Consider the following 13,712-nt stretch of genomic DNA (forward strand, 5'->3'; position numbering starts at 1 on the left):
ATGCGTGGAAACAGCAAAAATATTGATTGCAGATGACGAAGAAGCAATTGTAAAAATGGTTGAACGCGTATTAAAAAAAGAAGGGTTTCAACATATTTATAAAGCCTATCATGCAGATGAAGCATTAGATATTGTCAAAAACGAGGACATCCACCTCTTACTTCTAGATGTGATGATGCCCGGTAAGTCAGGCTTTGATGTTCTGCCTGAAATCAGGAAAATGACGAAGGCACCGATTTTCTATTTAACAGCAAGAACGTCTGATGTAGACAAATTGACTGGATTTGCACAAGGTGCAGACGATTACATCACAAAGCCATTTAATCCGCTAGAGCTAGTAGCTAGAATTAAGGCGCACTTAAACCGAACTTATATCTCCTTACAGGAGGAGCAGGAAGAAGCGCACAGTCAATATGAATATGCTCATTTCTCGTACCATCCTCATGCAGCCGAGTTAAAAGTAAGGGGAAAGGTGACGGCTTGCTCAGCTCAGCTTTTGTCCTTGCTGAAGTATTTTTGTGACCATCCGAATGTGGTACTTTCAAAAGATCAAATCTATGAGAAAGTATGGGGTGTTCCGTCATATGGTGACAACAACACCGTCATGGTTCATATCCGAAAGCTGAGAGAAAAAATAGAGTTAGATCCAAGCCAGCCTGAATATATTGTGACGATCCGTGGTATGGGCTATAAGTTCATTCCCCAACCTGTGAAGGTTCTTCAATAGTTTATGAATTTACGAACAAAACTTTTCTTTCACTTTGTCGGACAAATGTTTATTGTCATCGTCATTCTGACGATCGGGCAAACATTCTCTGAAAATCTTTATTTTCAAAAGCGCTATGAGAATATGACTGAAACTGGTTTAACGAAGGCAGATGGAGATACACTCATGAGCTGGCTTTATTTTAACGAGGATGGAAAAATGGAAGCCGATGATCAGCTCAAACAAGCAGTGGAAAAACGTGATGGCTGGCTGCAAGTGATTGATTCCAAAAAACGCAATGTCTATAGCTATCAACTCCCTAAAAATATTCCAACATCCTATCAAAAGGATGAAATGATCAAGATCTTTGAAAAAAGACAATTTAAAGATTACAAGATGTACTTCTGGCCAATTGAGATTGATCAAGAAAGCTTTATCGTCTTATATGGATTTAAAACGAACAGCACAAAGGTAGCCAATTATCTCAAGCAGCATGAAAAAAACCTGGCTGCATTGTCTCAATATTCAGTTGAAACAAAAGAATTTTTGAAAAGAATGAATGGATCGGTGCATCTTTTTAATGAAGAAGGAAAATACTTAAAAGGTATCCGAGCCAAAAATAATTTGAAAAATAACGTAACGGATGTTGAACTGCTCAAGTATCAATCAAAGCCTTGGGAGTTTAGAAGTGACCTGTCTTATATCAGAGTGAATAAAGATCTGTATATGATTGTTTCGGTGCCAAACAAAGTATACAGCCCAGACGAGCTTTATGATAAAGAGACAGAGGCTTTAAACCAATATACAACGCTCTTGATTGCAGGTCTTGCGCTCACGATTATTATCGTTATGACATTATGGTACTCGTATCGCTATGGGCTACCGATCTATCACATTATCCGCTGGCTGATTTTCTTATCAAGAAATAAATTGCAGGAGCCAACAAATAGAAAAGGTATTCCAGTAAGTAAAAATAAAAAGGGCCGTATTAAGCGAGAGTATCGGCTGTTTGAGGATATCCTTAAAACAATGGATCAGCTCACCAATACGTTAAAAGAGAATGAAGCAAACCGAAGAAAAATTCAAACCACAAGGGAAGAATGGATCGCAGGGCTGTCTCATGATCTAAAAACGCCTCTTAGCACGATTTACGGCTATGGATTAATGCTAGAATCAGATCAATACCAATGGTCCAAGGAAGAAGTCATGGAAATGGGACAAGTCATTCGTGAGAAATCAGAATACATGTCGACCTTGATTGAGGATTTAAACCTCACGTATCGATTGAAAAATGGTGCATTGCCTATTAATCGAAAACCTGTTGAGCTTGGTGAATTTTTAGCCTCCATTATGGACGAGTTTTCAAGAAGCACGCTTTCTGAAGATTATATGTCATCCTTTGAAGATCAAACAGAGGGTGTCATGTTTGAGATCGATAAAGCCTGGTTTAGACGAGTCATTGAGAACCTGCTGGCAAACGCAGTGAAGCATAACCAGAAAGGTACTCTTATTCAAGCTGTTCTATCTGAAACAAATGATGAAGTTCGGATCGAAATGAAAGATAACGGACGCGGAATGGCGCAAGAAACGGTGGATCATTTATTTAATCGTTACTATAGAGGGACAAATACGAATGATCCAACAAATGGAACAGGATTAGGACTGGCGATTGCAAAAGAGCTTGTCTTGCTGCACGATGGCGATATTCAAGTAGAAAGTGAATTAGGTCAAGGAACAACTATTGCGATTATCCTAAAGAAAACACCATCTGTAAAATAGCCAAAAAACGATTTTCTTTTCTAAAGGAGATCGTTTTTTCTTGTTTTAGGATTGAAATCGATTTTGTAAACGATTACAATAAAATTGTTAACGTGAACAAATTGATTTTCATCATTATAAGAGATGGGGGAGTTTGATGAAAGCCTTTTTAGATGAGCAGTTTTTATTAAACAGTCAAACGGCGGAAAAGCTATACCATGAGTTTGCAAAGAACCTTCCGATTATTGATTACCATTGTCATTTAAGTCCAAAAGAAATCTATGAAAATAAAACGTTCCAAAATATAACCGAAGCATGGCTTTACGGAGATCATTACAAATGGCGCGCCATGAGAGCAAATGGGATACCTGAAACACATATCACAGGAGATGCCTCAGATTATGAGAAATTTTTAGCATGGGCGAAAACCGTTCCGATGACGATTGGAAATCCTCTCTATCACTGGACCCATCTAGAGCTAAGACGATATTTTGATGTCGAAGAACTGTTGAATGAAGAAAGCGCAGACATCATCTGGAAAAAAGTAAATGAAAAGTTGCAAGGAGACGGATTTGGTGCGAGAGATTTCATTGTGAAATCAAATGTTGAAACGGTTGTGACGACAGACGATCCGGTTGATTCGTTGATTTATCACCAACAACTGCGGGAAGAAGGCTTTTCTGTGCAAGTACTGCCAGGGTTTCGGCCAGATAAGGCATTAGATATCACAAATGACTTGTTTATCGAGTATGTTCAGCAGCTGGCGGAGGTTTCATCTATCCAGATCGAATCCTATCAAGACTTCATAAAAGCACTTCATATGCGAATCGATTTCTTTCATGAACAGGGCTGTTTGATTTCAGATCATGCCATCAATGAAATGACGTACGAAGACACGACGGAAGAAGAAGCTACGATCATTTTTCATAAAAGAATGTCTGGACATCCATTGACGGAAAAGGAGAAGGTTCAATTTAAAACGCACACATTCATTGAACTCGGTCAGGCATATGCTCAGCGGGGATGGGCGATGCAGCTTCATATCAATGCGCTCAGAAACAACAATTCAAAAATGTTTGAGCGGCTTGGACCAGATACCGGATATGATGCAATGAATGATGAAGACATTGCAAAACCTCTTTGCCGCGTATTAGATCGGTTAGAACAAGCACATGCATTGCCAAAAACCATCCTCTATTCCTTGAATCCAAGGGACAATGTGGTGATTTCAACGATAGCTGGAAGTTTTCAAGATGGAAAGACTCCTGGGAAAATGCAGCATGGAACAGCTTGGTGGTTTAATGATACAAAGCAGGGAATGACAGAGCAGATGATGACACTCTCCAGTATCGGACTGATCAGCCGATTTATTGGGATGCTGACAGATTCACGAAGCTTCCTGTCTTACACAAGACATGAATATTTCCGTAGACTGTTATGTGACATCATTGGAGATTGGGTGGAAAAAGGTGAAGCGCCTAATGATCTCAATTTGCTAGGGGGAATGGTAAAAGGAATCAGCTATGAAAATGCAAAGCAGTATTTTCAATTTGAACGGGCAAATGAGCTTCCGCATAAAAGCAAGATGATATGAACAAAAAGCAAGATTATGTAAGCGTTTTTATGATAAGATGATAAAAAATCATAAAAGGCGGAATAGCATGACAGTCACAATCAAAGATATAGCAAAATTGGCAAACGTTTCTCATACCACAGTATCAAGGGCTTTGAATAATAGTCCTTTTATTAAAGAGAAAACAAAACAAAACATCTTGTCGATTGCAAAACAGCTGAATTACTCACCGAATGTCCATGCCAGAGGCCTTGTCTCGCAAAAATCATTTACAATTGGTCTGTTTTTTACGAGTTTAACAGAAGGCACATCCTCAAGTTTCTTTGTTGATGCATTAAAAGGCGTCAACAGTGTGATAACAGAAAACTATCATTTGGTTGTAAGAGGAATTGACGATTTTCACGATTACACAACCATTCATAAACAGCGGTATGATGGTATTTTGCTCATGAGCCAAAGCGAGCATGATGAAGCGTTTATCCATCATGTGAAAAAGCAGGGCATTCCAATTATTGTACTGAATCGCCGTGTAGAAAGTAATCAAGTGATGAATATATTAGCAGATGATGGTGAAGGTGCATACCAAGCTGCACACTATTTCATTCAGCAGGGGCATAAACAAATTGCCATTATTGAAGGGAAAGAAGGGTTTAAATCCACACAGGAAAGAAAAGCTGGTTTTCTGCAAGCACTCATTGACCATCATGTACCCATGAAGAAAGAATACATGATCACAGGCGACTATCATATGAAGAGCGGCTATGAATCAATGGAAGCCTTACTCACTCTTGATGATCCACCAACTGCCCTTTTTTGCTCAAACGATGACATGGCGATTGGTGCGATGAATGCATTGTTTGCAAAAGGTAAAAGGTGTCCTGATGATCTCTCTATTATCGGTTTTGATGATATTTCATTTTCATCTTATACAACGCCTGCCCTCACAACAGTCAAAAAGCCAATTGAAAAAATGTGTGCGCTTGGAGCAGAAGCCATCCTTTCAGTCATCAACGGTGAAAAACAAGAAGACGATCATCTGGAAAAAGTGTATGTCCACACAGAGCTGATGATTAGAGATTCAGTAAAAAAGGTGCAGTAATCAGCATCTTTTAAATAAAAATGTTCACGTGTGCAAAAAATGCGGGGAGGAAAAGCGTTTGAGACGATTATCCAAAGATGTGTACCCAGTGGCTGAATATCCTGAAACCATTCTACAAATTGGCGAAGGGAACTTTATGCGGGGATTTATGAATTGGCAGATTCAGAAGCTAAACGACTGTACAGATTTTAAAGGAAGAGCAGTGGTTGTTCCTCCTCGAAAAGGATCAGTGACCGCTCTAAATGAACAAGATGGTTTGTACACTTTATGTATTCAAGGATTTCATGACCAAAAAGAAATGAACGAACGGATCGTCATTCAATCCATCAGCAGGGGAATCAGCACATATACAGATTATGAAGCCTTTTTACATGTAGCGGAAAGTCCTGATGTGCGCTTTGTCTTTTCTAATACAACAGAGGCAGGACTTGTGTTAAGAAAAGAGGACCGATTAGAAGATCGGCCGCAAGCAAGTTTTCCAGGAAAGCTGACAGCCTTCTTGTATCACCGCTTTAAAGCTTTTTCTGGAGATGAGAAAAAGGGCTTGATCATCTTACCTTGTGAATTGATTGAACAAAACGGTGATCGATTAAGAGAATATGTGATCACTATGGCAGCTGAGTGGAATCTTCCGCCTGATTTTGTGGCTTGGGTCAAGGAAGCCAACACGTTCTGTAATACGTTAGTTGATCGGATTGTCCCAGGCTTTTCTCAGGAAGTAGCGGAGACTGTTCAAAAAGAAGAGGGGTATATCGATGAATTGCTTGTCACGGCAGAATATTATCACCTGTTTGTCATTGAAGCACCTCCGTTTGTTCAAAAAGAGCTTCCTTTTCAAGAAGCAGGGTTAAACGTGCTTTTTGTGGAAGATATCGCTCCCTATCGTATGAGTAAGGTTCGGATTTTAAACGGTGCACATACAGCGATGGTGCCGATTGCATATGCATGTGGCTTGGATACTGTCAAAAAAGCGGTGGATGATGAGCATGTTGGTGTGTTCATTCGCCGCATGCTTGAGGAGGAAGTGTTGCCAAGTTTGCCACTTCCTGAAGAAGAGCTGCTTCTTTATACACAATCCGTCTGGGATCGATTCTGCAACCCTTTTGTCAAACATCAATTACTCGATATTGCCTTAAATGGTGTATGTAAATTTAGGGCGCGTATTCTCCCGTCTCTTCTAGATTATATAGAGCTAAAAAAACAGTTGCCTACGAAGCTTATGTTCTCACTGAGCAGTTTGATTTATTTTTATCAAGTCCATGCAGATCAAATAAAGGATGATGAGTCTGTGATGACATTCATGAAGGAAGCATGGGATGAAGTGGACCATTCCTATGAATTAATGGTCGATCAACTTCTTTCAAACGAAGTTTTATGGGGGATGGATTTGACGAGGATCGCAGGGCTGAAGGATGCAGTAGCCGAGCAGCTCACCTGCATACATGAAAATGGCATGAGAGCTGCTGTTCACCAAATACTTCAATATGAAAGTCAGGGGGAGAAGGCATGAGGGACTTTGTTGTGATTCATCCTTCAGATAATGTTGGCATCGCTTTAAAAGTGCTTGAGCAAGGCGAAGAGCTTCAGCACCAAGGTCATACAATCATTTTAAAAGAAACCGTTGCTAAAGGTCATAAATTTGCATTGACTGAGATCAAAGAAAAAGAGAATATCATCAAATATGGCTACCCCATTGGTCATGCATCCACTGCGATTTCGACTGGAGAATGGGTGCATACGCACAATATCAAAACGAATCTATCAGGTAAGCTCGATTACGAATACCGCCCTTCTTTAACAGAAAACCCCTATGAAAAAACGAATCTGACATTCAAAGGGTATAAACGGAAAAATGGCGCAAGTGGTATACGAAATGAGCTTTGGATTGTCCCAACAGTTGGGTGTGTCAATGGCATTGCCGATCAAATCATTCAAATATTTACCGCTGAAATGGGGGGAAGCATCCATCCTTTTGAAACGGCGTTAGTATTAAAGCACAATTATGGATGCTCACAACTTGGGGATGATCATGAAAACACAAAAACCATTCTTCAAAATGCCGTAAAGCACCCAAATGCTGGAGGGGTTCTCGTTCTAGGTCTTGGCTGTGAAAACAATGACATTGAGGATTTTCAGGCAACATTAGGGGAGTATGACCAGGCGAGGGTGAAATTTTTAAGAAGCCAAGAAGTAGGGGATGAGATTGAGACGGGTGTCGCTTTGCTCAAGGAAATTTATGACGCAGCGAAAGAAGATCAGCGTGAAGACATTCCGTTATCTGAGCTGAAAATTGGCTTGAAATGCGGAGGATCAGATGGATTTTCAGGCATTACCGCAAATCCACTTTTAGGCAGACTGTCCGATTTCATTGTGGCTCAAGGCGGAACCACCGTATTAACAGAAGTGCCGGAAATGTTTGGAGCTGAAACGATCTTAATGGAGAGAGCGGAATCAAAAGCGACATTCGACAATATTGTGCAGATGATCAATGATTTTAAACAATACTTTATGGATCATCGACAGCCAGTATATGAAAATCCTTCCCCGGGAAATAAAGCAGGAGGAATTTCGACATTAGAAGATAAATCTCTCGGCTGTACACAAAAAGCGGGTACTTCCGTTATAAAGGATGTTTTAACATACGGGGAGCTGCTAAAACGAAAAGGATTGAATTTATTAAGTGCGCCTGGGAATGATTTGGTTGCTTCATCTGCTCTCGCAGCGTCTGGCTGTCAGCTCGTCCTCTTTACAACAGGCAGAGGCACACCGTTTGGCACATTTGTTCCAACGATGAAGGTATCGACCAATACCGCGTTATACGAAACAAAAAAACATTGGATTGACTTTAATGCGGGGGAATTGCTTGAGGATGTACCAGAAGATGTGGTGCTAGAGAAATTCATTGCCACGGTGATTGATGTGGCGAGTGGAAAGCTGTTAAATCATGAAAAAAACAATTTTAGAGAGTTGGCTATTTTTAAAACAGGTGTGACACTTTAAGGCGTCTGGGGGATGATGAAATGTCTAAAAAACGAAATTTGATGTATGTGACAGCAGGAACAGTACTAACAGGAATTGGACTCGCACGTTTAGCAAAGCAAGGGAAAAAAGACAAAGAAACAAATGGCATAGATCAGGTGTTAAAGCAGATAAAAGCGCCAAAGTTCCCAGATCGTGAATTCAATGTCATTCATTATGGTGCAGATAACAAAGGGATAGAGCTTTCGACAAATGCTATTCAGTCTGCCATCGATGATGCACATCGTTTGAAAGGAGGGCGTGTGCTGATTCCTGAAGGGACATTTTTGACAGGCGCTCTTGAATTGAAAAGCAATGTAGAGCTTCATCTTCATAAAAACGCCTATGTGACCTTCAGCCAAGATACACGTCATTATCTCCCGCTTGTTCTAACAAGATATGAAGGAATTGAGCTTTATAATTATTCACCACTTATTTATGCCCATCATGCAGAAAACATCGCGATTACAGGAGCAGGCACGCTGGACGGGAGAGGGGATGAACACCACTGGTGGCCTTGGAAGTATGGAACAAATGGTCAGCCCTCTCAGGACCGGGATCGTCAGCTCCTTTTTGATATGGCTGAAAAAAGAATACCAGTGGAAGAAAGAGTGTTTGGCGAAGGACATTATTTAAGATCAAGCTTTATCCAGCCATACAATTGCCAAAACATTCTCATTGAAGGAGTAACAGTAAAGGATTCACCGATGTGGCAAGTCCATCCGGTGTTAAGTGAAAACGTCATCGTCCGCGGGGTGAATATCATCGGTCATGGCCCAAATACAGATGGTGTGAATCCAGAGTCGTGCCGACATGTGCTCATTGAAGATTGTTATTTTGATAATGGCGATGATTGTATTGCCATTAAATCGGGCAGAAATGAGGACGGCCGGAGAATTGGTGTTCCATCTGAAAACATCGTCATTCGTAGAAATACGATGCGTGATGGTCACGGAGGAGTAACGATCGGGAGTGAAATCTCTGGAGGCGTCAAGTATGTATATGCAGAGGATAATGTCATGGACAGTCCAAATCTCGACAGGGCATTTCGCATTAAGACCAACTCTGTCAGGGGCGGTACCATTGAACACATCTATTTTAAAAACAATCTAGTGAAAAGCTTAAAGCATGAGGTGGTCTGTATCGACATGATGTATGAGGAAGGGGATGCCGGCCCGCATAGGCCTGTAGTCCGTCATATTGAAGTAGAAGGGTTAAAAAGCAGCGGAGGGCGATATGGCGTGAAGATCGCCGCATACTCACATTCCCCGGTCACACACTTTAAAATGAAAGACTGTGTCATTGACGATGTCACGTACCCTCTTTCATTGGAACATGCAGTATCTCCTTCATTTCAGAAAGTTGTCATTAATGGTGAACATATCAACCAATAGCGGAAGTGAAAACAGCCACGTCAAAGGCTGTTTTTCTTTTATCAGGGCAAAAAAACGTATTGGCCGTCACATATACAACCTATCTGCACTGTAGTATAATATTCCCGAAATTAGAAAAGAATTGACGAAAGAGATGACGTCAAGCAGTACATAAAGCAGGGGGTTTATTGATGAAGAAGTTAACTGGTATTTGGCTATCATTGTTACTTGTGATCGGTGTTTTAGCAGGGTGTGCAGGTGCGGAAACGGACCAAAAAACAAATAGTTCAAAGCCTAAAGAGACAGCGGCTGCGGCATTTCCTGTATCCATTAAAGATGCAGCTGGTAAAACAGTTGAAATCAAAGAACAGCCTAAACGAATTGTTTCGTTAATTCCAAGTAATACAGAGGTTGCCTATGCCCTTGGCCTTGGAGATAAAATCGTGGGTAGATCAGATTTTGACAACTATCCAAAGGAAGTAGAAAAGGTAGAGAAGATTGGCGGTCTTGATTTCAATGTAGAGAAGGTTATTTCCTTAAAACCTGATCTTGTCTTAGCACATGCATCACAAATGAGTTCAAAAGACGGATTTAAACAGCTTGAAGATGCAGGTATTCAAGTGCTGACTGTTAATGATGCAGCTTCCTTCAAAGATGTGTATAAGTCTATTAATATGATTGGTGAAGCAGCTGGCGTAAAAGAGGCATCAACGAAGCTTGTAGATGAGATGAAATCAAAACTGAATGACATCAAAAAACAAGCAGAATCCATCTCCAAAGACAAACAAAAAACAGTTTTTGTCGAAGTATCAGGTGCGCCTGAAATTTATACAACAGGTAAACAAACGTTTATGGACGAAATGTTGTCTGTCATTCATGCAAAAAATGCTGCTGGCGACCAAACAGGCTGGGTGCAAATGACGGAAGAATCAATTATTAAACGAAATCCTGATGCTATCGTTACGATTGATGGCGCAAGTTTAGCTGATCTGAAAAAAAGAGACGGCTGGAAGGCGATCAAAGCAGTCAAAGAAAAACAAGTCTTTCAATTGAATACGGATCTGGCATCACGACCGGGACCGCGATTGGTTGAAGGAGTGGAGGCTCTTGCGAAAAGCATCTATCCTGACACGTTCAAATAAAATCATCATCGCATACACAGCAAGTGCTTTACTTCTTGTCGTGAGCATTGGAATGGGAATCTCATTTGGCAGTTTAGGGATTCCCATTCCTTCTATACTTCGGATCTTTGTTCATGAAGTATTTGGAATTCAGGCCGGAACCATTGATGCAATTGACCGCAATATTATGATGAATATCCGGCTGCCGAGAGTGATATTAGCGGCGTTAGTCGGAGCAGCTCTGGCGTTATCTGGTGCAGCCTTTCAAGGTTTATTAAAAAATCCTCTCGCTGACCCTTATACACTTGGGGTATCTCAAGGGGCATCTGTGGGGGCTGTAGCCACATTGTTTTTCAGTTTGCAGTTTCCTTTGCTTGGCAGTTTTACACTGCCTTTTTTGAGTATGACAACAGCGCTTGTCACACTATGTCTCGTCCTCTTTTTTGCCCGTATGGTTCACCGAGGAATGAGCATTTCTTCTTTAATTTTGACGGGGGTCATCTTTAGCTCTTTTTTAGGAGCCCTCATTTCATTAATGATTGCGTTAACAGGTGATGATTTAAAAGAGATTATTCATTGGCTTCTAGGCAGTGTGTCTATGAGAGGCTGGCGATATATTGCTCTTTTCCTGCCTTTTTTCCTCATTGGTACATTTGCACTGATCTTGATGGGAAGAGATTTAAATGTGATGACATATGGCGAAGAAAAGGCAAAACTGTTAGGGGTGCATGTGAAACGGAGCAAATATGTGGTGTTGCTTGCTGGTTCGATTCTGACTGGAAGTGCGGTGGCTGTGTCAGGAACGATCGGATTTGTAGGACTGGTGATTCCGCATTTTATCCGTCTTTTATCCATTACGGATCATCGTCATTTGCTGCCTTTGTCGATGCTGAATGGTGCTTCCTTTCTCGTTTTAGCAGATGTGCTCTCCCGTACGATCATTGAACCGACTGAATTGCCTATTGGCATCATTACAGCGTTAATTGGTGCACCTGTCTTTGGCATCATCCTCATTCGCAGATATAGAGGAGGGACGCATCTATGATTCAAGTGAAGGAAGTTAGAGGAGGATATGGTGAAAAAGAGGTCATTCACGGCGTGAGTTTTGAAGTGGAGCGAGGGGAATTCCTCGGCATCCTTGGTCCGAATGGGAGCGGTAAGACGACGCTACTTAAAATGATCGCAGGTATTTTAGCACCTGAGAGCGGCCAAGTAACACTAAGTGGCCACCCAGTTCAATCCTACCGGCCAAAGGCACTTGCGCAAAAATTGGCGGTTCTTCCCCAGAAGACCGATCAAGCCTTTTCATTTACAGTGGAAGAAACGGTCCAGTTTGGGCGTTATCCTTATCAGAAAGGGTGGCTGCAATCTGTTACGAAAGAAGATATCGAGATTGTCAGCAAGGTGATGGACCAAACAGATATTGCTCAATTTAAGAATCAATCCATCCATGAGTTAAGCGGTGGAGAACAGCAGCGGGTTTACTTAGCTCAAGCGCTGGCTCAGTGCCCTGACTATTTATTGCTGGATGAACCAACCAGTTTTCTTGATTTAGCCTATCAAAAAGAGTTACTCGATTTGATTAAACAAGAGACCACTTCCTCTAACTTAACGGTGATCGGTGTGTTTCATGATGTGAACATTGCCAGTTTGTATTGTGACCGTCTGCTTTTGCTGAATGAAGGAAAGACGGACATGCTGGGAGAACCGCATCATGTGTTGACCACCGAACGGGTGAACCGGGTGTATGAAACAAATGTAACACCTCTCCAACATCCACTGCGGGCAAACCCTCAGCTGGTAATTGAACCTGCGTCCATCTCTGAACATTCAAGGCTGAACTTAGCGGATGGGTGGAAAACATATGGCGCAAACGGAATGACATTTTCTACTCATCAGCCATTGCGCATCCTTTCATCACATGAGAAAAGCGGGGGTTTCTTTTGGACACGGTCCCTTGGAACGGGAACTGAAGCACTCCATGACATGCTGGATGATGAGGAAGAGTACTTATTTCTTGGTCAATCTGATGGGCCGAAGCAATACGCCGCTGAAGATGATGATGAAGATGTCCTTCTTTATGGGATGCATCAAGAAGGAGAGCTGTCCGTTTGGCTTGTGCTGAAAGGAACGATATCAGATGGTGCGTCTGTCCAGCTAATGGGCGAGCTGATGCACTTCATTAAACAAGAGACAAGTATCCAGGTACATCATCTTTGTATCGCTGCTGCCAATGCAGAAGAAAAGGAGCATACTGCTCATTTACATGAAAGAGTCAGACAGAAAGTGAAGCATCTTCTTCATACGTTAAATGCAATGAAAAAGTGAACCGGCTGGTTCGCTTTTTTGCTTAGGGATTCATGATTTTATATTTAAATCAGTGACTTTAGTAAAACAAATACATCCTGTCCACTTCAGGGTATACTAAAAGGAACAAGCAATGGATAAGGGGGAACCTCAATGAAACTTTATACAAAAACCGGAGATAAAGGTCAAACAGGCTTGATTGGCGGGCGGGCTGATAAAGATGACGCAAGAGTAGAAGCGTACGGTACATTAGATGAGGCGAATAGTTTGATTGGACTAGCCCATGCAAACTTAAGGCAGCATGGCGAATTGTTTCAAGATATTCTATCTGAGCTGATGGTCATTCAGCATGAACTGTTTGACTGCGGCGGTGATTTGGCAGCGGTGAAACCACCGAAAGAAGGCAAGTTAAAAGAAGAATCTGTCACAGTCCTTGAAAAGCGAATGGACGTGTATGTAGAAGAAGCCGCGCCGCTGACTAAATTTATTTTACCTGGGGGCCAGGAAGGTGCTGCCCTCTTACATGTAGCGCGAACAGTCGTCAGGAGAGCCGAGCGGCATATTGTGACACTCGCAAAGCAGGAGGAAATTCCAGCAATTACGCTCACATATGTGAACCGTCTATCCGACTATTTATTTGCTGCCGCCCGTATTGTGAATCATCGGCTCGGTGAAGCAGATGTTGAATATGAACGAAGTGCAGATGTGTTTCGTTCTTAATGAGGAAAAGCACTCTTCTAGTCGAAGAGTGCTTTTT

11 protein-coding genes are annotated in these 13,712 nt (G+C 41.6%); all 11 read left to right on the plus strand.

The annotated features are described in order from the left end of the window. Window positions 1-4 precede the first annotated feature (4 nt). The 11 genes from MHH23_RS05050 to MHH23_RS05100 all read left to right on the plus strand — a co-directional run bounded on the left by MHH23_RS05050 (window position 5) and on the right by MHH23_RS05100 (window position 13,675). Window positions 5-727, plus strand: a complete 723-nt coding sequence (locus tag MHH23_RS05050) for a response regulator transcription factor (protein ID WP_024719803.1) — start codon at window positions 5-7, stop codon at window positions 725-727. A gap of 3 nt (window positions 728-730) precedes the next feature. Then, window positions 731-2,485, plus strand: coding sequence for a HAMP domain-containing sensor histidine kinase (locus MHH23_RS05055; protein ID WP_024719802.1), 1,755 nt, complete (start codon window positions 731-733; stop codon window positions 2,483-2,485). Between the two features lie 136 nt (window positions 2,486-2,621). Beyond that, a complete protein-coding gene (gene uxaC, locus MHH23_RS05060; protein WP_340959014.1) occupies window positions 2,622-4,058 on the plus strand; it encodes a glucuronate isomerase in 1,437 nt (478 codons plus the stop codon). Between the two features lie 67 nt (window positions 4,059-4,125). Next, window positions 4,126-5,136 (plus strand): LacI family DNA-binding transcriptional regulator, encoded by a 1,011-nt coding sequence (locus MHH23_RS05065; RefSeq protein ID WP_017359253.1) that lies wholly within the window; start codon window positions 4,126-4,128, stop codon window positions 5,134-5,136. A 58-nt stretch (window positions 5,137-5,194) separates the two neighbouring features. Then, a complete protein-coding gene (locus MHH23_RS05070) occupies window positions 5,195-6,646 on the plus strand; it encodes a tagaturonate reductase (protein ID WP_340959016.1) in 1,452 nt (483 codons plus the stop codon). After that, window positions 6,643-8,136, plus strand: a complete 1,494-nt coding sequence (locus MHH23_RS05075; protein WP_340959018.1) for a UxaA family hydrolase — start codon at window positions 6,643-6,645, stop codon at window positions 8,134-8,136. The genes MHH23_RS05070 and MHH23_RS05075 overlap by 4 nt, the downstream gene beginning before the upstream one ends. 20 nt (window positions 8,137-8,156) lie before the next feature. After that, window positions 8,157-9,548: a glycoside hydrolase family 28 protein gene (locus tag MHH23_RS05080; protein ID WP_340959020.1), complete on the plus strand. Its 1,392-nt coding sequence runs from the start codon at window positions 8,157-8,159 to the stop codon at window positions 9,546-9,548. A gap of 170 nt (window positions 9,549-9,718) precedes the next feature. Then, entirely contained in the window at window positions 9,719-10,669 is a 951-nt protein-coding gene (locus MHH23_RS05085) for an ABC transporter substrate-binding protein (RefSeq protein ID WP_045034579.1), read from the plus strand. After that, entirely contained in the window at window positions 10,635-11,693 is a 1,059-nt protein-coding gene (locus MHH23_RS05090; protein WP_047945401.1) for a FecCD family ABC transporter permease, read from the plus strand. Before MHH23_RS05085 ends, MHH23_RS05090 begins: the two co-directional genes overlap by 35 nt. Then, complete coding sequence (locus MHH23_RS05095) at window positions 11,690-12,976, plus strand: heme ABC transporter ATP-binding protein (RefSeq protein WP_340959024.1); 1,287 nt, start codon at window positions 11,690-11,692, stop codon at window positions 12,974-12,976. Before MHH23_RS05090 ends, MHH23_RS05095 begins: the two co-directional genes overlap by 4 nt. A gap of 132 nt (window positions 12,977-13,108) precedes the next feature. Then, window positions 13,109-13,675, plus strand: coding sequence for a cob(I)yrinic acid a,c-diamide adenosyltransferase (locus tag MHH23_RS05100; protein ID WP_340959025.1), 567 nt, complete (start codon window positions 13,109-13,111; stop codon window positions 13,673-13,675). Window positions 13,676-13,712: the final 37 nt, after the last annotated feature.

The organism is Bacillus sp. FSL K6-3458, from assembly GCF_038005045.1.
In the GTDB taxonomy this organism is placed as follows: domain Bacteria; phylum Bacillota; class Bacilli; order Bacillales; family Bacillaceae; genus Bacillus; species Bacillus altitudinis.